The following is a 25,267-nucleotide window of genomic DNA, read 5'->3' as shown; positions in this document are numbered from 1 at the left end:
CTTAGTGGAATTTGTTGAATGATTTATGTTACAGTTAACGAATAAGTATGAAAATTCTAATGATGAGATAGGGATTAGAATGAAACGGAAAATGATTGTATAATAGGGGAAAGTATGAAAAAGATAAAGGAAGTGATGAAATGCAAGTTCTTTTATATGTAAGTGCGGCTATTATCGCGGTTGCTTTCGCAGTATTAGTAGTGTATGTATGCAGAACGTTGTTATCGGTTCAGAAGACGTTAGAAAACGTTGCAAGCACGTTAGAAGGTTTAGAAAAACAAATGCAAGGAATTAGCGTAGAGACAGAGCAATTATTACATAAAACGAATGCGTTAGCTGATGATATTCAACAGAAGTCACAGTCATTAAATAAAGTGGTAGCGGGTGTAGATGGGATTGGAACGACAATCCAATCTTTAAATACGAAGCTTCGTAATGTATCAGACTCTGTAACGGACGAAATTGAAAATAACGCTGATAAAGTAGCGCAAGTTGTACAGTGGAGCAGTGCGGCGATTGAAGTATACAATCATTACCGTGCGTCGAGACAAGAGAAGAAGGTTGAAAAAGAAGAGCGTAAATTAGAAAGAATTGAGAAAAACGCTGAAAAGAAAGAGAAGCGCTCTAGATTTCGTATGAGAGGTGAATCGTGATGAATATGACAAAGCTTGAAACAATTGAAGAGCTTGAAGTCTTAGTAGAAAAGAATGAGCCGTATGTTCTTTTTAAACATAGTACGACATGCCCGATTAGTCACGGTGCATACACAGAATTTCAAGCGTATTGCAGTGAAGAAAGAGAAGTGCCAGCGTATTACTTATACGTACAAGATGCAAGAGATGTGTCAAATCGTGTTGCAGAACAATACAGTATTAGACATGAATCACCGCAAGTATTATACATAAAAGATGGTATGGTAGTATGGAATACATCTCATTGGAATATTAAAAAAGATGCTTTAGAAGAGAATATAAAGTAAAAAGAAGCAAGCTAAAGGTGCTTGCTTCTTTTTTTTGTTTTTGTTGAAATATATTTAATGGTACACTATTAATAGTTCAAACTAAATAACTAGATTGTTGAAAGTAGGTTTTAAGTAATGAAGAAAATGGCATTATCCTTCGCAGTCGTAAGTTTATTACTGGGAGCTTGTAGTAACAATAGTAATACGATTAGTAAGAAGGATGAAGTTATACAAAAAGATACAAAAGAAAAAAGTATGATTCCGAGAACTGCTGTTTCTAAAGATTATTATAGAACTGTTATTCCTTTAAAAGAACAAAAGGTTATTAATACAGCTAATATAAAAACAAATTCTAAATTAGATTTAGCAGAGTATGAAAATGGTTTAATAAATATTGCAACGCAGCAATTTGATACAGAGAGCCACGTACTGCAATTAAATCAGTATATTCCAGAGAAACTAGTTGATGAACTAGTTGCGAAAGTAGAAGCGCCAGTTTTGACGAATATTATAGAACAAGACTATTTCGGAAAACAGAATTCAAATGAATTAAGTTTATCTGGTGTTATGATTGGCTTAGCTATGTCTTCAAGTGTATCGAATGAAGAAGCTATGTCTAAAGGGTCTGAAGTTGCTAAACAACTTATTGAAGCTATTAACAAAAATGATAAATATAACAAATCTCCAATTACGTTTGCTATCTTTAAGCAAGAAAGTACAAGTTCTTTAAAAAATGGTACGTATATTGCTAGTGCTACTGTTCAAAAGAATGATACGAACCTTGGAAATTGGAGTACAATTGATGAAAAGTCGTATTCATATCCTTCTGATGAATTTACACAAGCACATGGAGAAGATAATACAAAAATAACTAACTTTGCTAAGGAAATAAAAGGTTTTTCTACTGGAGATTTTATTCCAGTCAACGCAAAAGTTTCTTATAAGAAAGATCAAATGGATACATTAAATATGAATATTGTTATTAAATATAACGGTAAAACAGAATTAATGGCTCTTACCCAATTGGCTGCGCAAGGTATGTTGGACAAATTGCCTAAAGATGCGAAAGTACAATTACAGATCAAGTCCGAGAGTAAAATTGAGGCCGTTATTATAAAAGAGAAAAACAGTGATAAACCGTTTGTTTCCTTCTTGTAAAAAAGACAGTATGTAAACTGTCTTTTTTTTTATTTTAAATGAAAATATACAATGTTTTTTGATGATAATTCATTGCTGTATATCGTGTGACAATCGTATATGTATCAACTATAATAAGTTATCTTAAAAAAGTAATATATAGGAATTTGAAAGATGTGGCTTTTTTATGGCATCACAACAATTAGGTCGTTTACGTTCTGAAATTGATCAACTTAATTTACAAATATTAGAGTTATTAAACGAAAGAGGTCGTCTCGTACAAGAAGTTGGTACTTTAAAAGAAGTATAAGGTGTGAAACGTTTTGATCCTGTACGTGAAAGAAATATGCTGGATTTAATTGTAGAGAATAATAATGGTCCATTTGAAACTTCGACTTTACAACATATTTTCAAACAAATTTTTCAAGTTGGTTTAGAGTTACAAGAAGAGGATCATCGTAAAGCACTACTTGTGTCTTGTAAGAAAAAATAGAAGATACGATTGTTGAAATTAATGCGTGGTGGTGCTTTCAAGCCACATACTTCACCGTATGATTTTCAAGGTCTTGGATTAGCAGGATTACAAATTTTACGCCAAGTAGCAGATAAATATGATTTGGCTGTTATTAGTGAAATTTTAAATCCAAATGATATTGAGATGTCATTAGATTACGTTGATGTTATTCAAATTGGCACTCACAATATGCAAAACTTTGATTTGCTAAGGGCAGCTGGTGCTGTAAATAAACCAGTATTATTAAAACGTGGTCTATCAGCAACGATTGAAGAATTCATTAATGCGGCAGAATATATTATGGCAAAGGGAAATGGGAACATTATTTTATGTGAACGAGGTATTCGCACGTATGAAAGAGTGACGCGTAAGACGCTTGATATTTCCGCTGTACCGATTTTAAAGAAAGGAACACATTTACCTGTTGTTGTCGATGTAACGCATTCTACAGGGCGACGTGACCTTCTCTTATCAACTGCAAAAGCAGCGATGGCAATTGGTGCAGACGCAATTATGGCTGAAGTACATCCAAATCCCGCTGTAGCTTTATCAGATGAGGCGCAGAAAATGAATATTCCGCAGTTCAATGATTTTATGAATGAATTAAAATCATTTGGAAGTAAATTATAAAAGCTTTTAATGAGCTGTTCCAATAAGGCGTTTTGGGGCATCTGTATAGAGACTGTCATTGTCGATTTTTGTTGGTAAGTTGATATATTTAAAAAATCGCTGATATAATTAGAGTTGTGGTAGATATATTTGGAAAATCGCTGATATATTTCGAGTTACGGTTCATATATTCGAAAAATCGTCGATATAAATTTCATTTACTATCGTACTGCTTAAAATAAGATTTCTACTTAGGAAACATCTATTTTTTTACAAAAAATGCTCTTTTTTCATAAAAAATACGAAAATACGAGAAAAGAAGCGAATTTTTTCGAAACTTTTGCGGGAAAATATTGTATGAGCCTGCGTTTTTATCGTATCATTAGTAAAAGGAAGAACTCGGGACGATTGGTGGCATCTGCAAATAGAGTTGATGTCTTTTTTTCATTCAAGTAACCGATACATAAAAATAGATAACAAAAATAGAAGGAGTGTGCGATGAGATGAACGTAACAATCTATGATGTAGCGCGCGAAGCGAACGTTTCAATGGCTACCGTATCACGCGTTGTGAACGGTAACCCAAATGTAAAGCCTACAACAAGAAAGAAAGTATTAGAAGCAATTGATCGTTTAGGGTACCGCCCAAATGCGGTAGCACGTGGACTAGCAAGTAAGAAGACAACTACAGTAGGTGTTATTATTCCTGATATCTCAAATACGTTTTATGCAGAACTTGCACGTGGAATTGAAGATATCGCAACAATGTACAAATATAACATCATTTTAAGTAACTCTGACCAAAACAAAGAGAAAGAGTTCCATTTATTAAATACGATGCTTGGAAAGCAAGTGGACGGAATTGTTTTCATGGGTGAAGATATTACAGACATTCACATTGAAGAATTTAAAAAATCTCCAGTACCAATTGTATTAGCAGCGTCATTCGATGAGCAAAATGAAACGCCATCAGTAAATATTGATTATACACAAGCAGCTTACGATGCAATGAAGCACTTTATTGAGCAAGGACATAAGCGTATCGGTTTCGTCTCTGGTCCATTCATTGATAAAGCGGGAAGCGCGAAAAAGTTACAAGGTTATAAAAAAGCTTTAGAAGAAGAAGGTATTTCATATGATGAAAATCTTGTAATCGATGGAGATTACACATATGACTCAGGTATCGAAGCATTCGAAAAGCTTTGGAGCAATGATGAAAAGCCAACAGCAATCTTCGTATCGTCTGATGAAATGGCACTAGGTGTAATCCACGCAGCACAAGACGCTGGATTAAACGTACCAACTGACGTAGAAGTACTTGGTTTCGATAATACACGCCTTGCATTAATGGTTCGTCCGCAACTTTCAACAGTTGTACAACCGATGTATGATATCGGTGCAGTAGCAATGCGTCTATTAACAAAGTATATGAACAAAGAAAAAGTAGAAGATCACACTGTTATCTTACCTCACCGTATCCAATTTAGAGATTCAACGAAGTAAGTATAAAAAAGCTCACAGCGATTGCTGTGAGCTTTTATTCATATTCAGGATAATATTTTTCAATTACTGTATCTACAGTTTCATTTTTCTTAACGTGTAAAAATCTTGCGTACAATTCTTTTCCAGTTTCAAATGGCGTATCGTCTAATTCAAACACATGTAACACTTTTCGGAACGTCCATGTGATTTGCTCATCATACATATTATCGTATGTGTGCTCCGATTGTATAGCTATATTTTCACCTAGTTCATGAGCTTCTTCTAAACTGTTTGCTTTAACAAGAATAATACTTTCTTCAAAAAGTGTATCGTGATTCTCTTCATAATGCTCATCAATTTTCGTAGGATCAGGCTCACCAGCATGAACAGACTCAAACAATAATTTTACAGCGTACACATTATGCTGCATGTTTCACTTTATAAATAATACTTGCGACAAGCGAAGCAGGTATTGTAAATACGTTACTTTGATAATGGTAATGCACTTGGGATTCTTCATAAGACATGTTGTCATATAGTTCGTTTTGTGAGACATTCATTTTTTTCTGTTTTTCTTTGAGCATTTTAATGTAGTTGTACTGTATTGGGACGAGAATGATGAAATAAGCTAATACGATTAGTGAAATCCAAATCATTATGAACACTCCCTTACAAAGAATATTTGTATATGGTAATTATATCAATTTACATGAAAAATATCCATATTTTCCCAGTGGTCAATTTCTTTTCCAAAATGCAAAAAGTTCTTCAGCGCTTCGTAAATTATGTTCAAGGCATGTTTGGGCAGTGCGTTTTAAAACTTTGTATTAACTGTTCTAATCTAGAAGGATTATATTGTTTCACATGGCCAGTAATAATGGTTTCATCTTTGTCTAAGTCAATTGTAATTTAATCGAATCGCTCTACTTGTTTAAAATATCCTACAATATCATCTTCCAATTGAAATTCTCCCTAGTTTATAGCTTATTTAGAAGATTTCTCTATAAATTGTATGATTCCTTGTTATATGTCACATAAGTGCAAATTTACCTATTATAGGGCAATGTCATGTATAATAGAAAGAAAAGGCTTGTGAGGGGGGAGAAGAGATGATCGTTCTTTGGATAATTACGCTTTGTATGACTGCTATTTTTGCATATATGACGTTAAAACAAAATGGCTTAAAGCGATTTGTTCCAGGAAGTATTCTTGCAGGAATTGCCCTTATCACGTATGTAATTTCTATTTTTATTGAAAGTGTATCAGTAGATATGAGCACAAGTTTAATGTTTATTGGTATTACACTATTTGCAGGTAGCATTATGGTACTTATGGTTGCTGGTATTATTTTATTTATTCATATGAATTCGGAAACGTTATAGCATATAGAAAAGGCATGTCCCGAGGGACATGCCTTTTTATCCGTTCAATTATGCTCTATCTTTAGAAGAGTTTTGCTGTTTTAGTAAGTCGCGAATTTCGCCAAGAAGTTCTTCTTCTTTTGTTGGTTCTGGAAGTTCTTCCTCTTTTTCTTCTTCTCTTTTAGATGTTAGTTTGTTGAAAACTTTAACAAACATAAAGATAGCAGCTGCAATAATTAAGAAATCAAAAATAGTTTGGATGAAGTTACCATACATAATAGATGATTTACCGAATGTAATTTTTAAATCTGTAAAGTCAACGCCACCTAATACCATACCAAGTAATGGTGTGATGATATCTTTTACTAAAGAACTAACGATTTTACCGAATGCAGCACCGATTACAACCCCGACAGCTAAATCGATTACATTACCTTTGAATGCGAATTTTTTAAACTCGTTCCACATGTGTTAATCCCATCCTTTCCACGATTCATTATGAAATTTATAATTCCTATCAACATATTCTATAGAAATTTACGAGAGAAATAAAGAGGAAATGGGAATGAAAGTAAATTCTGAAAAATGTATCCGTTTTAATTTTTGTTTACATCATCTAGTAAAGATTGTAGCATTTGCTGCGTTTTTAATCCTTCTAATCCATCTACAACAGGCTTTGTATCGCCTTGTACACACTCAATAAAATGATGAACAGCATCTTCAAAACCACGTTGTTTTAACGTCGTATCCCATGATGGGGAACCACTTTGTGAAACTGAGTTTTCCTGTTCAATTTCAAATGTATTCATATTTTTTACGCGAATGATTTTCCCTGGCGTTACAAGTTCAATTTGTTCTAAATTTGTACCGGCATGGCGATGCATTGCAGTAGAAAGTAACAGTCCACTTGGAGTTGTATATGTATGATGTCCGTAAAGAAGTTCATTCTTTTCATTGATTTGCATCATATTGTGGACGGCGTTAAGGTCATCATTAGCTAACCAGCGAGCAGTATCTACAATGTGTAAATAATCATCTAACATAGTGAAGTCGTACGTATATGGCCCGACTTTATTTGTACGATGCTTTTCAATTCGAATCCATGAAATATCATTAGCCTGTTCTTTGGCAGCGACATACATAGGAACGAATCTGCGATTAAATCCGACCATTAATTTTCGGTTATACTTCTCGCTCAACTCGACTAGTTGCTCAGCTTGTTCCACTGTAGCTGCTAGCGGCTTATCAACATAAACGTCGATCCCTTTTTTCAGAAGTTCAGAAACGATTTCATAATGTGATGCAGTTGAACTATGCACGAAGATTGCATCGCATTCCGAAGCTAACATTTCAATAGAATGAAAGTCTTGAATCCGGTATTGCTGGCAAACTTGTTTTCTTTTCTCCTCGTTAGGTGTAAACGCCCCTACAAAATTCCAATCTGTTTCTTTTGTAAGTGTTGGAAGATAGGCCTTTTGCGCAATACTTCCAAGTCCAATCATCCCAATTTTAGGTTTGTTCATTTTTATTCCCACCCTATTAATATTAATGTAACGGCTTAAATGTAGCATAGGGTGGGGGAGGAAGGCAAAAATTAGCTTTTTACTTACGTCCTTCTAACAAAATCTTCTCTATCTCTTCAAAGTGATGAGCGCGAGCATGCTCTAACGGGGTAACACCATCATGGTCTGGAATATTTACATCTGCACCGTGCTCAATAAGAAGGCGAATGACTTGTTGCTGTGTTTCGTTTCCGTTATTTAGTACGATGGCTTCCATTAAAGCTGTCCATCCGAGGTTATTTACATGATTTACATCAATATTTGTTCGAGTGAGGAGTTCTTTTATAACTTCAATATAGCCATGTTCTGAGGCTGGGATAAGAGCTGTTCCACCGTAACGATTTGTAATCGTAGGATCTGCACCAGCATCAATTGTTAGCTTTAAAATGTCTAAGTAACCTTCCGCACCGGCGTATAGAAAGGGATTGTTTTTCATGTCATCTTGGATGTTTACGTCAGCACCAGCTTCGATAAGCATTTTTGCGGTTTTTACATCATTTTTGTATGTTGCAATCATAAGCGGAGTGCGTCCTTGATTATCCGTCGCATTTATATTTGAGCCTTGTTTTAGTAAAGATATAATAGTATTCGTTTCATTTTTTTCAGTAGCTGCTAGTAGTGCAGTCTCCATGTTTATCATCTCCTTTTTTACTTCTTGTTCTTGCGAGCATCCTTGTAAAAAAATTACGCAACATATCATACTGAATGTTTTTTTGAACATGGAATTTCAACCTCCTAATTTCAACTGTAAAATAGGAACATTAAATTTTTATAAACTGACGCTAAAATTACTATAAAATCGCTTGAGTATTTGAACATATATTTTTATGCTTATGAATATGAAGGATGGGTAAAGTGAGGATGTAAATGATGTCTATTAAAACAAGGTTTTTATTTTCTTATATTGCTGTAATTCTCGTTTCTATTACACTCATATTAGTCGCGGGATTTTTAATTGTTTTTTCGATAACAGGTGACTTGGAAGCAGTGAAAAATTTCTATAAAAGTTCTTACATTCAAAAGCCGCTTACACCAGAAGAAGAGAATGCCTATCTTGAATTAAAACTAGCGGCAAAGCAACATCAATCTCAATTATTAGATGAATCGTTCGTTTCATCAATTGAAAAAGAAGGCGTGAAAATAATTGTAAGAAAGGGAGAAAACATTTCTTATGCTACAAAGGGTTTTGAAAGTTCGACTTTAACAGAAGCCCTTCCGAAATTTGAAGCAGCAAATATTAATAGTCGTGGTACAACGGAACTAGGTGATACATTTTATCGATATGTAAAATTTGATTTTTATTTTGCAGAGAAAGAAGAAGGGAGTATATTTGTACTAAAAAAGCAAAGTTCATTTGTAGATCTTACACAAAAATTATTTCCAATCTTATTCGTATCGCTTTTACTATTAGCTATTTTACTTATTGGGTTATTAAGTTATCTCGTTTCAAGAAGTGTAATAAAACCAATTTTTGTATTGAAAGGCGCAACAGAGAAAATTAAAGAAGGAAATTTAGATTTTCAAATGCCAGTTACATCGCACGATGAAATAGGTCAATTAAATCAAGGATTTGAGGAAATGAGGAAGAAGTTAAAAGAATCGATTGAAGTACAAACGCAGTATGAAGAAAATCGAAAAGAACTTATTTCAAACATATCGCATGATTTAAAAACACCGATTACATCTATTATCGGATATGTAGAAGGAATAAAAGACGGGGTAGCAAATACGCCAGAAAAAATGGATAAGTATTTAACGACAATTCACACGAAGGCAAAACATATGGACACACTCATTGATGAACTCTTTTTGTTTTCGAAGCTCGATTTGAATCGAGTTCCATTCCAATTTGAGACAGTTGAATTAAATACGTTTATGCAAGAATTAATAGAAGAGATGCAGATGGATTTAAGTGAAGAAGGTATAGAAGTTAACTTACAATTACATTCATCGCCATTATATGTAACGGCTGATTGCGAAAAGATAAATAGAGTTATATCAAATTTAATTCATAATAGTGTGAAGTACATGGATAAAGAAGAGAAGAAAATTACTGTAACAGTATCGAGTGATAACAATAAAGTTATTGTGAAAGTGATGGACAATGGATCAGGTATAGAATCTGATACGCTACCGTATATCTTTGAACGTTTTTATCGTGCAGAACAATCGCGAAATTCTAGCACAGGTGGAAGTGGACTTGGTTTAGCAATAGCGAAGCAAATTGTTGAAGAACATGGCGGGGAAATTTGGGCGGAAAGCGAGCTTGGTAAAGGCACAAGCATTTTCTTCTCATTGGAAAAAGTAGAGGAATGTGGTGAGTAAATTGAAAAGAATTTTACTAATAGAAGATGAAGTAAGTATTGCAGAATTACAGCGAGATTATTTAGAAATTAATGATTTCCAAGTTGATGTAGAGCATTCAGGAGAAACAGGTTTACAAATAGCCCTGCAAGAAGAATATGATTTAATTATTTTAGATATTATGCTCCCGAAAATGAACGGATTCGAAATTTGTAAACAAATACGTGCTGTAAAAGATATTCCGATTCTACTTGTTTCAGCAAAAAAAGAAGATATAGATAAAATTCGCGGACTCGGATTAGGAGCGGATGATTATATAACGAAACCGTTTAGCCCAAGCGAATTAGTCGCAAGAGTAAAAGCTCATATTGCTCGTTATGAAAGATTATCAGGAAATGTAAGTAAGCAACGTGATACGTTATATATTCACGGAATTTCTATCGATCAACGAGCGAGGAAAGTTTTTATAAACAATGAAGAAGTGGCATTTACAACGAAGGAATTTGATTTATTAACATTCTTTGTCACACATCCAAACCAAGTATTAAATAAAGAACAGTTATTTGAACGCATTTGGGGATTAGATTCCGCTGGTGATTTAGCCACTGTTGTCGTCCACATTAGAAAGCTACGTGAAAAAATTGAAAGAGATCCTGCCCACCCACAATATATTGAAACAGTATGGGGAGCTGGTTATCGTTTTAATGTGTAGGGAACCTGCCGAGTAATTGGCAGGTTTTTTTGTATGTTATTCGAATGAAAAGGAAGGAATAGGTAATTTATGTTAAAATGTAAAGAGAAACAAAACAGAGGAGAGCATGAGGGGCGTGCTATATGTTGGGGGATATATTAAAAGATAATAAATCAAACAAGGCTTTAAAGATTGGAACTAATATCGTACTTATCTTATTGATTATTGGTGCAATACAAATGTTTTATGATGAAGATTCTACGAATGATCATTTTGGTTGGTTCTTTTTTGCGATCTTTTGGGTAATTAAAAGCATTTCTAGCTCTAAGGTAAGTTTAAAAGATAGAGATAAGAAGTCGGTATTACTTGATGTGGGTTTAGTTGTTATTTCTTGTATTTTTTTAGTTGTTTTTAGTGTGAAATATTTCTTTTGAAAAAAGCTCATAGTCTTATAGAGGCTGTGAGCTTTTTGTTCGAAAATTAGCTTGCGACCTTAACATACTATTTTAGAGTTCCTTGTTGCAATGATTTATAAAATGTTTGAGTAGTAGAAGTAAACTGAGTAGCCTCTTCTAAAAAAGGATAATGGTTGCTGTTTTCAAATGGAATGAAGATAGAATTACGTATCCCATCATGCATCTTGATAGAATACTGAATTGGGCACTGTACATCATATCTTCCGCATATAATAAGTGTCTTTGTTTGGATGGAAGGTAAATACTCTCTTAAATCAAATGAAGGATATTCATTGACGAAAGCATTCATCCGGCTAACGGACATTGTTTTTTTGATTGGTTTACAAAAATAAGAGTTGTAGTTTTCTGGTTTATACAATGATAATTTTGTTCTCTTAGTAGATAGTTCTTTCCGTTCTTCACTTGTAAGGTGAGGGCTTTTTAAGTTTTCGATGAGCTCTTGCATATAATGAAATTGTGAATGTTCGGGATGATAAATGCAAAATGGTGTTTCGGTATAGTTACTTGCTGCAGCTCCTACTACGACTAATGATTGTAAGGAATTTGGATATGTAATCGCATATAAAAGGCCAAGCATACCACCTGTTGAATGACCAGCGAAATGCCATGTTGGAAGTTGTAATGCTTCTCGTATTGCTTCTAAGTCGTGGATTGTTTCAATCATGCTTAATTCGTTTTCTGAATGGGCGGTTACAGAGCGACCAGTATCTCGTAAATTAATGAGAAATACACGATGCGTAGCAGTAAAAACATCCGCAAAGTAATCACCAGTTTCATTAAATTGTGAATAGTGATGTGTAATACAAAGCGATTCGCCATCTCCTTTTGTAAAGAGTTCAAATGTACCACGTTTCGTGTGGATCATTTGTCGTTTCCACATAATATCACGACCTTTTCTCATAAAAGTTGGGCCAGGCTGTTATGAAATGAAAATATATCGGCGCATCTCGAAATATATCAGCGATTATTAAAATATATCGACTTACCGACAGAAACCGACAATAAATAAAAGGAGGCTATTCAAAAACGAGCCTCCTTTTCGTTTAGTACAAAGATTTTGTCATATTATTCCGAATAATTTCAAGGGATTTCGCTACAGTTAATGCATTTTTTTCTTCAATTTCTGGTTTACGGGGGATAGGTTTATACATGTTGTCTGGATCTTCCCATGTGAGGGGAAGTTCTGTTTCTGCTTGTCCTTTCCAAGCTTCAATCCATTCTGGAGGGAGATAACCTGAGATGTTTTGGATGTTGTTCATTTCGAGCCAAATGAGCGCCCATGCTCTTGGTACGACGCGCCAATGGTCATAGCCGCCACCGCCGACAGCGATCCAGCGACTGTCGCAATATTCATTAGCAATTTCACGAGCGAGTTTCGGTATTTCGCGGTAAATATTCATGGTCGCACAAAGGTGTGTAAGTGGGTCGTAGTAATGTGCATCAGCACCATTTTGCGTTAAAATAATATCCGGTTTAAAGTATGCTGCAACTTCTTTTACAACAGTTCGATATGATTCTAAGAACGATTCATCTTCTGTAAAAGCATCGAGTGGAACGTTAAAAGAATAACTATAACCATTACCTTGTCCGCGTTCGTTTACAGCGCCAGTTCCAGGGAATAAATAGCGACCAGTTTCATGTAATGAAATGGTGCATACGTTAGGGTCATCATAAAATGACCACTGTACACCATCACCGTGATGAGCGTCTGTATCAATATATAGGACGCGTAAACCGTATTTCTTCTGAATATACTTCATTGCGATAGAACTGTCGTTATAAATACAAAAGCCAGATGCTTTACCACGGAAGCCATGATGTAAGCCGCCTCCTAAGTTAAGCGCGTGTTTTACTTTTCCGGAAAGAACAGCATCGACAGCTGTTAATGTACCACCAACGAGCAATGCGCTTGCTTCGTGCATATTTGGAAACATCGGTGTATCTTCTGTTCCAAGTCCATATGTCATCGCAATTGATTTTTCTAAATTTCCTTCTCCAGCACGTTTTACCGCATTTATGTACTCCTCTGTATGAACGTAGGCAATCTCTTCATCTGTAGCCATCCGTGGTGAGATGATTTGAGAGGGAGAGATGAAACCGCCCTTTTGTAATAAATCATACGTAAGTGTGACGCGCAGTTGGTTAAAAGGATGATCAGGGCTAAATGAATAGCCCCGAAAGTCATCCGAATAAATAAACGCGCTACTCATGCTTGCATCCCCATGATGTTCGGCCATAATACGCGATAGCCTTCTGCTTCAAGTGCATCAATCACTTTTAGAGGATTCATCGTTTGAATGCGGAAAACAAGTACTTTATCATTCTCGTCTTTTGCTGGATAGACGAGAACGCTCACGATATTTATTTGTAAATCACTAAAAATAGCAACGACTTTTCCAAGAATACCAGGTTCGTTTTTTACTTGAATTTCAATTTGTGAACTCGGTTGATGTGCCCCTGTTAATTTCACTAACGTGTGCAGTACTGTAGATTCTGAGATGATACCAACTAACTTACCAGCCTTTGTAACAGGAAGGCAGCCAATTTTATTTTCAAAAAATAAAGTAGCAATTTCCTCAACGAAATCGAGAGGGTGGCAAGTCATTACAGGATGTTTCATAATAAGTTCAAGCGGTTGCTGTAGCATATCGAGTGAAACTTGTTCATCTAGAATAGACGGACTTGCATCTCTTACATCCCGATCAGAAATAATGCCTACGACGTGATTATTTTGATCGACAATTGGAATGTGCCGAATGCCTTTCGTGCGAATCGTTCGGATTGCTGTTTCGATTGTATCGTTTGGATGTAGTGTAACTACATTTTGATTCATAATTTCTTCTACAATCATTCCAGTTGCCCCCTTTATTAATACATAAAACGATTGTGAAAACGTAGATGATCAAAAGCTTGAATAGAATCCGTATCAACGCGTTTACCGATGCGGACCATTAAACAGTTGGCGGGATGTGAACAAATTTCAGGATCGTCTGTAGCCATCCATTGTAACCCGCCGGCATTCATCATCTTTTCCATTACTTTTCGGTATTCCCACACATTCAATCCTGTTTGTTTCAAATCCCAGTGCCAATAATATTCAGTCGTCAATATAATGTAATCTTCCATATAATCGTCCATCATAGAAACCTCTAGTAAGTTCTTTCCGACAGAACTCCCGCGGAAGGCTGGGACTACTTCTATTGCCCCAAGCTCAATTAAGTTTTCCATTTTTCCTTCTGACCATCGTTCAAGTGGATCAGGATATAAATATGTAACATATCCAACAATCATTTGGTCATGTCTAGCAATAATGAGTCGAGCTTCTGGTAATTTAGAAATTTCGACAATTGCTTTATATTGCTGTTCAGCAGGACGAAATGCAACTAAATCTGGATGAAATTCATACATTTCAAGATTATGTGTAGAGACAGGACCTTCAATAATTAAAGTGCCTTTCGCTGTTTTTAAGTTTCTAGCATTGTATATTTTTTTATGAATCAATGTATTGCTCACCACCTTGAGGGTTTGTGAATCTATTAATATCGTACTTTATAATATATGCGATGTGAATCGAATTTTGTCATTAAAAATTTGTCTAAAAATCAACAAATATACTGAAAATTTTAAATAATATCATTATAATAGATAATAGAATACATAGGAGGGGGATGTAAAGTATGAAAGTAGAAACGCTTCCTGTCATTAAAGGAGAAAATAATTTGCCGAATTATGATGAGGCATACGCGAATTTTAACTGGGAAGAGGTTAATAAAAACTTTACTTGGAATGAAACAGGCCGAGTAAATATGGCGTATGAGGCAATTGATAAGCATGTGAAATCCGATCGAAAGAATAAAGTAGCTCTTTATTATCAAGATGGATCGCGAAAAGAGAAATATACGTTTAAGGAAATGAAGGATTTTTCTAATAAAGCAGGGAATGTCCTGAAAAATTATGGCGATGTAGAAAAAGGCGATCGCGTTTTTATTTTTATGCCACGTTCTCCAGAGTTATATTTCGCACTTTTAGGTGCAGTGAAATTAGGAGCAATTGTTGGACCGTTATTTGAAGCATTTATGGAAGGTGCGGTTCGCGATCGTTTAGAAGATAGTGAAGCGAAGGTGTTAATTACAACGCCTGAGTTATTAGAGCGTGTACCATTAAATGATTTACCTGCTTTAAAAACAGTTTTCCTTGTTGGAGATAATGTAGAAGAAGGCGGTAAAACGGTAGCGTTCAATCCTTTATTTGAACAAGCTTCAAAAGAATTACATATTGAATGGTTAGGCCGTGAAGATGGTTTAATTCTTCACTATACGTCTGGTTCTACTGGTAAGCCAAAGGGTGTGCTTCATGCGCAAAATGCAATGGTTCAGCACTATCAAACGGCGAAATGGGTATTAGATTTAAAAGAAGATGACGTATATTGGTGCACAGCTGACCCGGGCTGGGTAACGGGAACTGCTTACGGTATTTTCGCACCGTGGTTAGTTGGAGCGTCAAATGTTATTTTAGGTGGACGCTTTAGTCCAGAAGCTTGGTATGAAGCACTGCAAGATTACGGTGTGACGGTTTGGTACAGCGCACCAACAGCGTTCCGTATGTTAATGGGAGCTGGACAAGACGCAATTAAAAAATACGACTTATCACAAGTTCGTCACGTATTAAGCGTTGGTGAGCCGTTAAATCCAGAAGTAATTCGCTGGGGTATGAATGTATTTGGACTTCGTATTCATGATACGTGGTGGATGACAGAAACAGGTGGACAAGTTATTTGTAACTACCCTTGTATGGAAATTCGCCCAGGCTCAATGGGTAAACCAATTCCAGGTGTGAAAGCAGCGATTGTTGATAATGAAGGAAATGAAGTTCCTCCATACACAATGGGTAACTTAGCAATTGCGAAAGGTTGGCCATCTATGATGCGTGCAATCTGGAATAACCAGAAAAAGTATGAATCTTATTTCATGCCGGGAGATTGGTACGTATCAGGTGACTCTGCCTATATGGATGAAGATGGATACTTCTGGTTCCAAGGACGTATTGACGATGTAATTATGACGTCAGGTGAGCGCGTTGGTCCGTTTGAAGTAGAAAGTAAATTAATCGAGCATGCTGCTGTTGCAGAAGCAGGTGTAATTGGTATTCCTGATCCAGTGCGTGGTGAAATTATTAAAGCATTTATCGCACTTCGAGCAGGATACGAACCATCTGATGAATTAAAAGAAGAAATTCGTCAATTTGTAAAGAAAGGCCTAGCAGCTCATGCAGCGCCAAGGCAAATTGAATTTAGAGATAAATTACCGAAAACGAGAAGTGGTAAAATTATGCGCCGCGTATTAAAAGCGTGGGAATTAAACTTACCAACAGGTGACTTATCAACGATGGAAGATTAAGAGAGGAAGGTCTGAACGAAAAATGTTCAGACCTTTTTTTATGTTATTATTAACTTATATATATAAGTTAAAGGGGGGAGTATGATGAAAACAGAAAAAGAAAAGATGATACTAGGAGAAATGTACATACCGGCTGATCCAGTTTTAGTACAAGAAAGAGAGCAAGCACGTATATTAACGAGAAAATTAAATGATACGCCAGAAGAGCAATTAAAAGAGCGTAGCGAAATCGTAAAAGAATTATTTGGAACGACAGGAGATAATATTCATCTTGAATCTTCTTTTAGATGTGATTACGGTTATAACATTCACGTTGGCGAAAATTTTTACGCGAACTTTGACTGTACAATTTTAGACGTATGCCCGGTAACAATCGGAGTGAACTGTATGTTAGCTCCAGGTGTTCACATTTATACAGCAACACACCCGCTTGATCCAGTAGAGCGCATAAGCGGATCAGAATACGGAAAACCAGTTACAATTGGCGATAACGTATGGATTGGCGGAAGAGCAATTATTAATCCAGGTGTAACAATTGGAGACAATGCGGTGATCGCATCTGGTGCTGTCGTAACGAGAGATGTATCTAATAATGTAGTAGTTGGCGGGAATCCCGCAAAGATTATAAAAAAATTAAAATAATATTTGAACGAAGTGTCTTCCTCGTCTGTATACATTTGTGAAAGAATAGATGAGGGAGGCTTTTTTATGTCTAATAAATTACTTCTTGCTTTTGCTTTAATTGGAATTATAGTTGTATTTTCTTGTGGTCTTTTCTTACCGATACCAATTGGATATAGAGTATCAATGCTTACAGCTGGAGCTATAATGGGTGTTCTGTTTTCAATAATTATTCCATTTGATAGAAAACATATAGTACGGAAAAATGGATATAAAATTGATTTTACAAAAACAAAAGTGTATTTTCGCTGGAATGTATTTGATACTATTTCTGTCTGCCTTGCGTTGTATGCATGCATATGTGTGCAAGCGTTAAATATTTTAGTTGCAATGGGATTTACGATTCAAAACCCATATGTGCAATTTTTTACAAATCAATCACAATTGTGGATTTTTATTGCGATTGCATATTTAATTTCCCGTATTTCATTAACGTTAAAAGGAATAAAGGAGATCAAAAATCATGGCGCAGATTGGGATTGAGGAGGAGCTCATGCTTGCGTATCAAAGTGGAGATAAACAAGCGGGAGAAAGACTATATATTTTAATCAAACCAGCGCTATACAAATTTTTATATCGATTTAACCGAGATGAACAATTAAGTATCGATCTTGTGCAAGATACGTTTTTGACGCTAGAGCGTAAGAAACATATGTATGAAATTGAAAAAGGTAAAATAAAAACGTATTTATTTCAAATTGGTTATCGTCTTATGATTAATAAATTAAATAGGAGAAAAAGGTGGCGTACGCTTTTGCCATTTTTAGTGCCGATTCCGGAAAAAGAATTTTCTCACGAAGATCGGCTCACAGTAAGAGAAGCAATTTTGAAAGTTCCAGAAGAGCAAAGAGCGGTCCTAATCCTTTCTTATTATCATGATATGCAGCAAAAAGAAATTGCAGAAATATTAAACATTCCGATTGGAACAGTGAAATCGAGACTTCATAATGGAATAAAGAAATTGAAACAATTGCTGGAGGTGGATGAAATTGAGCGAAAATCCCTTTAAGAGTGAATATAAGTTAAAGCAACATTTAGATAGTGATCATGTAGAAATACCAGACTTTCCAAAAACGGTAAGTCGATTCGATCGATTAATAGGGTTTCTTGGTTCCCCGGCGAAAGATCCTGTGGAGGCGACCATTGGAAATGATTTATCGGTTGTGTTTCATGTATCGTTGTTAGTTGGGGTTCCAATGCTTTCTCTTATTACGATACTCTTTATGGCGTTGTAAAGGATTGGAAAGAAGAGAAATTCCACCTCTATTTGACACGCCTATATAAATGATGGTATAAAGAAAAGTATATGAATAATTGAGCGTGGAAAGGGAGAAGTAGTGATCATTTCCCTGTTTTAGAGAGCTGATGGTCGGTGGAAATCAGCACATAGATGATCGCGAATTACGCCCCTAGAGCATCTTTTTTCGATTGAATTGTATTCAAAAGGGAAAAGACGGTGCTAAGCCGTTATGTAAATAAGGTGGTAGGCTTTTTTGCCTGCAACTAGGGTGGTAACGCGATAATCAAAATCGTCCCTTATTTGAAGGGGCGATTTTTTTATGTTTTCAACTTTCACGCCAGTAATGAACTTAAAGGAGAGTATGTAGGATATGGGTATTTTACAAGATCTTGAATTTCGCGGTCTAATTAATCAGCAAACAGATGCTGAGGGCCTTGAGCAATTATTAGAAAAAGAAAGCGTTAAATTATACTGTGGTTTCGATCCGACAGCAGATAGCTTACACATTGGTCATATGTTACCAGTATTAATGTTACGTCGTTTCCAATTAGCTGGTCACCAACCAATCGCACTTGTTGGCGGTGGTACTGGTATGATCGGTGATCCAAGTGGTAAAAAAGCAGAGCGTACATTAAATACGAAAGATACAGTTGCTTACTACACAGAAAGCATTAAAAACCAACTTTCAAACTTCTTAGAGTTCGAAAACGTGGACAACCCAGCAACGATGGCTAACAACTATGACTGGCTTGGTAACTTAGATGTAATTTCATTCTTACGCGATATCGGTAAAAACTTCGGTTTAAACTATATGTTAGCAAAAGATACAGTAGCATCTCGTTTAGAAACTGGTATTTCATTCACTGAGTTCAGTTACATGATTTTACAATCATATGACTTCTTAAACTTATACCAACATCATAATTGCCGTCTGCAAATCGGTGGTAGTGACCAATGGGGTAACATTACAGCTGGTCTTGAATTAATCCGTAAATCAGAGGAAGATGCGAAAGCATTCGGTTTAACAATTCCACTTGTTACAAAATCTGACGGTACGAAGTTTGGTAAAACAGAAGGCGGAGCAATTTGGTTAGACCCAGAGAAAACAACTCCTTACGAGTTCTACCAATTCTGGATTAACACAGATGACCGCGACGTTGTTAAATACTTAAAATACTTCACATTCTTATCTCATGAAGAAATTCTTGAGCTTGAAAAGCAAGTAGCTGAAGCACCAGAAAAACGTGCAGCACAAAAAGCATTAGGTTCTGAAATGACAAAACTTGTTCACGGCGAAGAAGCATTAGAGCAAGCAATCAAAATTTCAGCTGCACTATTCAGCGGTTCTGTAGCAGAACTAACTGCAAGCGAAATTGAACAAGGATTCAAAGACGTACCATCTGTAGAACGTACTGCAGAAGATACAGTATTAATCGACTTACTTGTAGAAAGCAAAATCTCTCCATCAAAACGTCAAGCACGTGAAGATGTAACGAACGGCGCAATCTACGTAAACGGTGAGCGTACACAAGCGTTAGACTACGTTGTAACAGAAAACGACCGCATCCAAGGTAAATTTACAATCATTCGCCGCGGTAAGAAGAAATATTTCTTAATTCGTTACTAATTAGGAACGAATGTAAAACAAATAAAACCCCGAATTGTAAACTGAAAAGTTTATGATTCGGGGTTTTTTATGTATGGATTTAAAACGTCGGATCTTTTCTTTTAAATAGAATATAAAGAATTAATATGAACATATAAAGTAAACTCACTAGCATAACGATAAATGCTGTTGGATAAAATTTTGCTGCATATATAAAGAAATCGATTTGATAAATATCTTCGTAATTTGAAACGGTGCCTTTGAAGTAATTCGTAAACTTAGCGCTATATTTCCATTCATCAGGATCATCTATTAAATTACTTCCCTGATACCAATTAATAAGCGCGGAAGTAATAAACAACATACATGCACTGCCTAACTGAACCATTTGGTTTATCGTCAAAATGAATCAACCTCCTGTTTTATGGTTATTATAGCGTGCATTCATATACTTGTAACCGTTTTGTTGTAATCTCCTTTTCGAGTTCATACGGAAATCACATGTAAGCGGTATGATAAATGTATAACAACTAGAAAGGAGTGGTAAAACGAAATGTCACTAGAAGCGCTAATTATTTTTTCTTTGCTAAATGCGGGTCAGCTTGCAGAGAATTCGAAGGTGGATGTACATAAAGAGCAGAAAGATGCTTATGTATATGTTCAGAAAGAGGAAAATAAATAATTTTATTTTATATATAAACGAAAAAAGCCAATCCACAGGATTGGCTTTTTGTCATTAACGAGAGTAGAACTCTACGATTAATGCTTCGTTGATTTCAGCTGGTAACTCAGCACGCTCAGCGTGACGAGTGTAAGTAGCTTCTAATTTGTCAGCATCGAAAGTTAAGTATTCTGGTACGAAGTTGTTAACTTCGATCGCTTCTTTAACAACAACAAGGCTGTTAGATTTTTCGCGAACGCTGATAGTTTGACCAGGTTTTACACGGTAAGATGGGATATCTACGCGAGCGCCATCAACCATGATGTGACCGTGGTTTACTAATTGGCGAGCTGCACGACGAGTGCGAGCTAAGCCCATACGGTAAACTAAGTTGTCAAGACGAGCTTCAAGAAGGATCATGAAGTTTTCGCCGTGCTTACCAGGCATTTTACCTGCTTGGTCAAATGTGCGACGGAATTGACGCTCAGTCATGCCGTACATGTGACGAAGTTTTTGTTTCTCTTGTAATTGTAAACCGTATTCTGAAAGTTTCTTACGTTGGTTAGGACCGTGAGGACCTGGTGCGTAAGGGCGTTTTTCTAATTCTTTTCCTGTGCCGCTTAGAGAGATTCCAAGACGACGAGACAGTTTCCAAGCTGGACCTGTATAACGAGCCATAGTTGACTCCTCCTTTAAAAATGTTTTTATTTACGTAAAATAAAAACAGACGTAATCGATATTTACGGGCATTTTGTTTTCATGTACCTTCGCTCCAGCAGCAGGGAGTTACGAGATACACCTCCGTAGAGGAACAAAATACAAACGATAAACTCACATTACAAGGCTGCCTTTTTATTTTACACAAACGCTATTATATCTTTTACCCAGAGTTTCGTCAAGCGAGTACGTTTTTGTTTTATGCATATAAATTTTGGAAATTAATATAAGAAGGAATTTAAAACAATATAAAAGAAGAGATAGAAACACAAATAAAACGCTTACATAAAATATGGTAAAAACGTTCATCAGTTTTTTACTGGTGAATATGCGGTAATAAAAACATAAAGGGGATGTTTTTATGAAAAAGAAGCATATGGAGACAGCGTTAATTCATCACGGTTATACACCTGAGGAACATAAAGGAAGTTTAACACCACCTTTATTTCAAACCTCTACGTTTACATTTGAGACTGCGCAGCAAGGAGAGGCGAGTTTTGCGGGAGTGGATCCATCTTATATTTACTCAAGGCTTGGAAATCCGACTGTGAAATTATTTGAAGAACGTATGGCGGTGTTAGAAGGAGGAGAAGAAGCACTTGCCTTCGGATCTGGTATGGCAGCTATTTCAGCAACTTTAATCGGTTTTTTAAAGGCTGGAGATCATATTATTTGTTCAAATGGATTATATGGGTGTACGTACGGTTTTTTAGAAGTGTTAGAAGAAAAATTTATGATTACGCATTCGTTTTGTGAGATGGAGACAGAGGTTGATATTGAAAATAAAATTCGTCCAAATACAAAGCTTATTTTCGTTGAAACACCGATTAATCCAACAATGAAATTAATCGATTTAAAACAAGTTATTCAGGTTGCGAAGCAAAATGGTTTACTTGTCATTGTTGATAATACGTTTTGTTCACCTTATTTACAAAGACCGCTTGAGCTTGGCTGTGACGCTGTTGTGCATAGTGCGACAAAATATATTGGTGGCCATGGTGACGTTGTAGCGGGTGTAACAATTTGTAAAACGAAAGCGTTAGCTGAAAAGATTCGCCCGATGCGAAAAGATATCGGCGGCATTATGGCGCCGTTTGATGCGTGGTTATTATTACGCGGGTTAAAGACGTTAGCGGTAAGAATGGATCGTCATTGTGATAATGCAGAAAAAATTGTATCGTTCTTAAGAAAACATGATGCGGTAGAAGGTGTTTGGTATCCAGAAGGGGAATTAGCATCTCGTCAAATGAAGCGCGGGGGCGGTGTTATTTCTTTTTCAGTAAAAGGCGGAAAAGAAGAGACGCAAGCATTTATTAATGACCTCCACTTTATTACAATTGCGGTGAGTTTAGGAGATACAGAAACGTTAATTCAGCATCCAGCAACGATGACGCACGCTGCGATTCCAGCTGAACTAAGAAAAGAAATGGGCATTTTCGATAATTTAATACGCTTATCGGTTGGTTTAGAATCTTGGGAGGATATCGTTTCTGATTTAGAGCAAGCATTAAAGAAAATATCTACTGTTAATCAATAAAAAAAGAGTGAGCTATCGGTTTTGTACAGGACGTACTAAATCGATAACTCGCTCTTTTCTTTTTACATATGTTTTAGGAGTGTTTCCACAAACTTTTCTAAATAGCGCTGATCTACTTCATCAAAACGATTCTTTTCAGGACTATCAATGTCAAGTACACCAATGACAGCTCCTTCTTTCACAATCGGTACAACGATTTCTGAATTAGAAGCACTATCGCAAGCGATGTGACCTGGGAATTGGTGAACGTCCGCTACAAGCTGCGTTGTTTTCGTTTCAGCTGCTACGCCGCAAACGCCTCGTCCAAATGGAATGCGTAGGCAAGCAGGCATTCCTTGGAACGGTCCAAGGACAAGCTGATTTCCTTCTGTTACGTAAAAGCCAACCCAATTAACGCGATCTAAAAATTGGTTTAATAATGCGGACGCATTTGATAAGTTTGCGACTACGTTTGATTCGCCAGTTAATAACGCATCCAGTTGTTTAATTACTGTCTCATATTGCTGCACGCGAGATCCTGCATAACTTTCTTTAGTAAACATGGAAACAGCTCCTTTTTTATCGAGATGTGTAAAATATTAGCAAAATACGATGTATTTCACATGACTTTGTCGATAGAAAATTAAAGGAATTTGTCTTAAAAGTCAAGAAATTTAAACTATAGCTGTTCATTGAGAGGAAGTGAGCGCATGAAGCAGACGAAACAAAAAGTAATTGATGCGGCAATATCGTTGTTTAATACGAAAGGTTATGATGGAACGTCGGTGCGAGACATTGCAAAGCGAGCGGATGTGAATGTAGCGAATATTTCATATTATTTTGCTGGGAAGCAAGGTTTATTAGAACAGCTTATTACTGATTTTTTAGAAGGGTATATTCATGTGATTGAAATTTCGTTTGAACAGAGAGAATATTTGTCGGCTAAAGATGTGATGGTGCAAATGGTGCGTGGGATGTTACGATATCAATTTGAAAATAGAGAACTAACACGTTTCTTCTACCGAGAGCTTTCGCTTGATACGACATTAATTCGTGAAGTGATGACCGTTTATTTTTCTAAAGAAAGATATTATATAGAGCAAATTATTAGACAAGGACAAATGAAACAAGAATTTCAGAAAGTATCATTTACAATGTTTATGACGCAATTAAAAGGTATGATAAATATGCCGTTTTTATATCCACAATATATATCAGAAGTACTGCATTCTTTCCCGTCTGAGACATTTTTCATAGAAATGTACACGAAAGAGATTGAGCAATGGATGGAACAAGCATTATGTAAAGCAAATATGTACCATGAATGGCCAAGAGCTGTTCATATGTGAAGAATCCCCACCTAACGAACTGAGGTGGGGATTTTTATGTTTACTTTTCTTTGCCATAAATTGTTACATAATAGCGCGATAATTGTTAATGCAGCTCCAGCAATTTCGATTTTATCGACTGTATAACCTCGAAAGATAGAACCAATCAGGGCAAGGATAGGGACTAAATTCATAAATAATATGCCGTTAATAGATGAAATATAGCGATTTCCCATATTCCAGCAAAATACAGCGATAACTCCTGCGATAATCGACATATAAAGGAGCTCAAAACGAACGCTCACAACTGTACGCAGTGACGGCATAGTAACTATATTTGTGTACGTTAAGAAAGTAACAATAACGATGAGTGAAATTGAGCCAAATAAACAAGTCAATGTCGTATATCGAAGTGGTGACCAAGATTGAAAACGAGCACCCCCGTTTGTATAAATGACCCAGCAAGTAACACCGCATAGCATTAATATATTTGTCGATAAGTGACTTGCAGCTCCAAATAATAAGTGAATATTTCCTTTTGAAATGACAAGCATAACACCGAGTAATGCAACGAACATACAAAGAAATGTGTAGTTTTGAGGGCGACGATTTTTCGTTATCCATTGCAGTGATAAGGCGATTAGAGGCATAAGGGACTGAATCATAGCTGCATGAATTGCTCCAGAAGGCCCGGCAAGTTGTTGTCCGTAGAAAACGAGAAAACCATATCCTGCGAAACCGACTGTCCCATAAAAGAACAGAGAAAGTGTTCTTTTTTCTAAGCGGAGTGAAGTCTTCCCTTCAGTAATTAATAGCAAAATAAGAAAAATAATAGCTGCTGATCCATAGCGAATCGTTGTGAAGAAGAACGGATCGATAAATTGCAGGGCATTTGCCATTACAGGAAACATAAATCCCCAGGCAGTTACGGCGAGTAAGCATAGAAAGGATCCGAGTAGCATTTGTTTTTTGTTCAAGAGTATCTTTCCCCTTTACATTTCGTTATAGTAAGTTGATGAAATAAGT

General features: G+C 36.1%; 30 protein-coding genes, 1 pseudogene and 1 other annotated feature. Of the genes and pseudogenes, 18 read left to right on the top strand and 13 right to left on the bottom strand.

Annotated elements, in window-relative coordinates; genetic code table 11:
• Window positions 1–140: 140 nt before the first annotated feature.
• From ACQRBL_RS23435 to ccpA, 5 genes and pseudogenes are all read left to right on the top strand, one after another.
• Window positions 141–653 (top strand): DUF948 domain-containing protein, encoded by a 513-nt coding sequence (locus ACQRBL_RS23435; RefSeq protein ID WP_001197721.1) that lies wholly within the window; start codon window positions 141–143, stop codon window positions 651–653.
• Complete coding sequence (ytxJ, locus tag ACQRBL_RS23430) at window positions 653–979, top strand: bacillithiol system redox-active protein YtxJ (protein WP_001057469.1); 327 nt, start codon at window positions 653–655, stop codon at window positions 977–979. The genes ACQRBL_RS23435 and ytxJ overlap by 1 nt, the downstream gene beginning before the upstream one ends.
• Window positions 980–1,096: 117 nt before the next feature.
• A complete protein-coding gene (locus ACQRBL_RS23425) occupies window positions 1,097–2,119 on the top strand; it encodes a CamS family sex pheromone protein (RefSeq protein WP_000738029.1) in 1,023 nt (340 codons plus the stop codon).
• Window positions 2,120–2,285: 166 nt separating this feature from the next.
• Window positions 2,286–3,242 (top strand): annotated as a pseudogene (locus ACQRBL_RS23420) (bifunctional 3-deoxy-7-phosphoheptulonate synthase/chorismate mutase).
• A 482-nt stretch (window positions 3,243–3,724) separates the two neighbouring features.
• On the top strand, window positions 3,725–4,723 hold the full coding sequence (gene ccpA, locus ACQRBL_RS23415) for a catabolite control protein A (RefSeq protein WP_001103303.1): 999 nt from the start codon (window positions 3,725–3,727) through the stop codon (window positions 4,721–4,723).
• 34 nt (window positions 4,724–4,757) lie between these two features.
• Here the strand turns inward: ccpA and ACQRBL_RS23410 are convergent, their stop codons facing one another.
• Both ACQRBL_RS23410 and ACQRBL_RS23405 read right to left on the bottom strand, forming a co-directional pair.
• A complete protein-coding gene (locus tag ACQRBL_RS23410) occupies window positions 4,758–5,120 on the bottom strand; it encodes a DUF4288 domain-containing protein (RefSeq protein ID WP_003271799.1) in 363 nt (120 codons plus the stop codon).
• A gap of 1 nt (window position 5,121) precedes the next feature.
• A complete protein-coding gene (locus ACQRBL_RS23405) occupies window positions 5,122–5,358 on the bottom strand; it encodes a DUF3949 domain-containing protein (protein ID WP_000637899.1) in 237 nt (78 codons plus the stop codon).
• A 453-nt stretch (window positions 5,359–5,811) separates the two neighbouring features.
• Here ACQRBL_RS23405 and ACQRBL_RS23400 point away from each other — a divergent pair, with 453 nt between their 5' ends.
• Window positions 5,812–6,084: a DUF3917 domain-containing protein gene (locus tag ACQRBL_RS23400; RefSeq protein WP_000636589.1), complete on the top strand. Its 273-nt coding sequence runs from the start codon at window positions 5,812–5,814 to the stop codon at window positions 6,082–6,084.
• A gap of 48 nt (window positions 6,085–6,132) precedes the next feature.
• On the opposite strand, the gene mscL is transcribed toward ACQRBL_RS23400, so the two are convergent.
• The 3 genes from mscL to ACQRBL_RS23385 form a co-directional block, all read right to left on the bottom strand.
• A complete protein-coding gene (mscL, locus tag ACQRBL_RS23395) occupies window positions 6,133–6,531 on the bottom strand; it encodes a large-conductance mechanosensitive channel protein MscL (RefSeq protein WP_000267003.1) in 399 nt (132 codons plus the stop codon).
• A gap of 128 nt (window positions 6,532–6,659) precedes the next feature.
• The gene (locus ACQRBL_RS23390) at window positions 6,660–7,586 is read right to left on the bottom strand and encodes a Gfo/Idh/MocA family protein (protein WP_063548786.1); all 927 of its coding nucleotides are present in this window, start codon (window positions 7,584–7,586) and stop codon (window positions 6,660–6,662) included.
• A gap of 79 nt (window positions 7,587–7,665) precedes the next feature.
• Complete coding sequence (locus ACQRBL_RS23385; RefSeq protein WP_000474107.1) at window positions 7,666–8,346, bottom strand: ankyrin repeat domain-containing protein; 681 nt, start codon at window positions 8,344–8,346, stop codon at window positions 7,666–7,668.
• A 149-nt stretch (window positions 8,347–8,495) separates the two neighbouring features.
• Here ACQRBL_RS23385 and ACQRBL_RS23380 point away from each other — a divergent pair, with 149 nt between their 5' ends.
• The 3 genes from ACQRBL_RS23380 (at window position 8,496) to ACQRBL_RS23370 (ending at window position 11,054) form a co-directional block, all read left to right on the top strand.
• Window positions 8,496–9,950, top strand: coding sequence for a HAMP domain-containing sensor histidine kinase (locus tag ACQRBL_RS23380; protein ID WP_000023857.1), 1,455 nt, complete (start codon window positions 8,496–8,498; stop codon window positions 9,948–9,950).
• A 1-nt stretch (window position 9,951) separates the two neighbouring features.
• Entirely contained in the window at window positions 9,952–10,641 is a 690-nt protein-coding gene (locus ACQRBL_RS23375; RefSeq protein WP_003271808.1) for a response regulator transcription factor, read from the top strand.
• A 122-nt stretch (window positions 10,642–10,763) separates the two neighbouring features.
• Window positions 10,764–11,054, top strand: a complete 291-nt coding sequence (locus ACQRBL_RS23370; protein WP_000900160.1) for a hypothetical protein — start codon at window positions 10,764–10,766, stop codon at window positions 11,052–11,054.
• A gap of 67 nt (window positions 11,055–11,121) precedes the next feature.
• On the opposite strand, the gene ACQRBL_RS23365 is transcribed toward ACQRBL_RS23370, so the two are convergent.
• The 4 genes from ACQRBL_RS23365 to acuA form a co-directional block, all read right to left on the bottom strand.
• On the bottom strand, window positions 11,122–11,997 hold the full coding sequence (locus ACQRBL_RS23365; protein WP_003271811.1) for an alpha/beta fold hydrolase: 876 nt from the start codon (window positions 11,995–11,997) through the stop codon (window positions 11,122–11,124).
• Window positions 11,998–12,139: 142 nt separating this feature from the next.
• Window positions 12,140–13,306 (bottom strand): acetoin utilization protein AcuC, encoded by a 1,167-nt coding sequence (acuC, locus tag ACQRBL_RS23360; protein WP_411995755.1) that lies wholly within the window; start codon window positions 13,304–13,306, stop codon window positions 12,140–12,142.
• Window positions 13,303–13,947, bottom strand: coding sequence for an acetoin utilization AcuB family protein (locus tag ACQRBL_RS23355; RefSeq protein ID WP_000634583.1), 645 nt, complete (start codon window positions 13,945–13,947; stop codon window positions 13,303–13,305). Before ACQRBL_RS23355 ends, acuC begins: the two co-directional genes overlap by 4 nt.
• Before the next feature lie 17 nt (window positions 13,948–13,964).
• Window positions 13,965–14,597 carry an acetoin utilization protein acetyltransferase AcuA gene (gene acuA, locus ACQRBL_RS23350; protein WP_411995756.1) on the bottom strand — a complete coding sequence of 211 codons (633 nt, stop codon included), beginning with the start codon at window positions 14,595–14,597 and terminating at the stop codon, window positions 13,965–13,967.
• Between the two features lie 176 nt (window positions 14,598–14,773).
• Between acuA and acsA the strand changes: the two genes are divergently transcribed.
• The 6 genes from acsA to tyrS all read left to right on the top strand — a co-directional run bounded on the left by acsA (window position 14,774) and on the right by tyrS (window position 20,040).
• On the top strand, window positions 14,774–16,492 hold the full coding sequence (gene acsA / locus ACQRBL_RS23345) for an acetate--CoA ligase (RefSeq protein WP_411995757.1): 1,719 nt from the start codon (window positions 14,774–14,776) through the stop codon (window positions 16,490–16,492).
• An 81-nt stretch (window positions 16,493–16,573) separates the two neighbouring features.
• A complete protein-coding gene (locus ACQRBL_RS23340; protein WP_003271816.1) occupies window positions 16,574–17,134 on the top strand; it encodes a maltose acetyltransferase domain-containing protein in 561 nt (186 codons plus the stop codon).
• A 66-nt stretch (window positions 17,135–17,200) separates the two neighbouring features.
• A complete protein-coding gene (locus ACQRBL_RS23335) occupies window positions 17,201–17,656 on the top strand; it encodes a hypothetical protein (RefSeq protein WP_000066427.1) in 456 nt (151 codons plus the stop codon).
• A complete protein-coding gene (locus ACQRBL_RS23330) occupies window positions 17,637–18,182 on the top strand; it encodes an RNA polymerase sigma factor (RefSeq protein WP_000057196.1) in 546 nt (181 codons plus the stop codon). The genes ACQRBL_RS23335 and ACQRBL_RS23330 overlap by 20 nt, the downstream gene beginning before the upstream one ends.
• A complete protein-coding gene (locus tag ACQRBL_RS23325; RefSeq protein WP_001293786.1) occupies window positions 18,163–18,408 on the top strand; it encodes a hypothetical protein in 246 nt (81 codons plus the stop codon). The genes ACQRBL_RS23330 and ACQRBL_RS23325 overlap by 20 nt, the downstream gene beginning before the upstream one ends.
• Window positions 18,409–18,485: 77 nt before the next feature.
• Window positions 18,486–18,713, top strand: a binding site (T-box leader).
• 70 nt (window positions 18,714–18,783) lie between these two features.
• The gene (gene tyrS, locus ACQRBL_RS23320; RefSeq protein WP_411995758.1) at window positions 18,784–20,040 is read left to right on the top strand and encodes a tyrosine--tRNA ligase; all 1,257 of its coding nucleotides are present in this window, start codon (window positions 18,784–18,786) and stop codon (window positions 20,038–20,040) included.
• A 79-nt stretch (window positions 20,041–20,119) separates the two neighbouring features.
• Here the strand turns inward: tyrS and ACQRBL_RS23315 are convergent, their stop codons facing one another.
• On the bottom strand, window positions 20,120–20,422 hold the full coding sequence (locus tag ACQRBL_RS23315; RefSeq protein ID WP_023523185.1) for a YjdJ family protein: 303 nt from the start codon (window positions 20,420–20,422) through the stop codon (window positions 20,120–20,122).
• A gap of 150 nt (window positions 20,423–20,572) precedes the next feature.
• Between ACQRBL_RS23315 and ACQRBL_RS23310 the strand changes: the two genes are divergently transcribed.
• Window positions 20,573–20,701, top strand: a complete 129-nt coding sequence (locus tag ACQRBL_RS23310) for a hypothetical protein (protein ID WP_000050944.1) — start codon at window positions 20,573–20,575, stop codon at window positions 20,699–20,701.
• Window positions 20,702–20,755: 54 nt separating this feature from the next.
• On the opposite strand, the gene rpsD is transcribed toward ACQRBL_RS23310, so the two are convergent.
• Window positions 20,756–21,358, bottom strand: coding sequence for a 30S ribosomal protein S4 (gene rpsD, locus ACQRBL_RS23305; RefSeq protein ID WP_000135315.1), 603 nt, complete (start codon window positions 21,356–21,358; stop codon window positions 20,756–20,758).
• A 400-nt stretch (window positions 21,359–21,758) separates the two neighbouring features.
• On the opposite strand from rpsD, the gene megL reads away from it, so the two are divergent.
• A complete protein-coding gene (gene megL, locus ACQRBL_RS23300) occupies window positions 21,759–22,934 on the top strand; it encodes a methionine gamma-lyase (RefSeq protein WP_000726576.1) in 1,176 nt (391 codons plus the stop codon).
• A 62-nt stretch (window positions 22,935–22,996) separates the two neighbouring features.
• Here the strand turns inward: megL and ACQRBL_RS23295 are convergent, their stop codons facing one another.
• Window positions 22,997–23,476: a GAF domain-containing protein gene (locus ACQRBL_RS23295; RefSeq protein WP_411995759.1), complete on the bottom strand. Its 480-nt coding sequence runs from the start codon at window positions 23,474–23,476 to the stop codon at window positions 22,997–22,999.
• A gap of 147 nt (window positions 23,477–23,623) precedes the next feature.
• Between ACQRBL_RS23295 and refZ the strand changes: the two genes are divergently transcribed.
• Complete coding sequence (gene refZ, locus ACQRBL_RS23290; protein ID WP_000814914.1) at window positions 23,624–24,262, top strand: forespore capture DNA-binding protein RefZ; 639 nt, start codon at window positions 23,624–23,626, stop codon at window positions 24,260–24,262.
• A gap of 11 nt (window positions 24,263–24,273) precedes the next feature.
• On the opposite strand, the gene ACQRBL_RS23285 is transcribed toward refZ, so the two are convergent.
• Window positions 24,274–25,218, bottom strand: coding sequence for a DMT family transporter (locus ACQRBL_RS23285; RefSeq protein ID WP_001036053.1), 945 nt, complete (start codon window positions 25,216–25,218; stop codon window positions 24,274–24,276).
• Window positions 25,219–25,267 lie beyond the last annotated feature (49 nt).

The organism is Bacillus sp. AF62 (assembly GCF_050312695.1).
Classification (GTDB): Bacteria; Bacillota; Bacilli; order Bacillales; family Bacillaceae_G; genus Bacillus_A; species Bacillus_A cereus.
The sequence above is the reverse complement of the archived record's forward strand: the minus strand, read 5'-3'. Positions and strand labels throughout refer to the sequence as shown.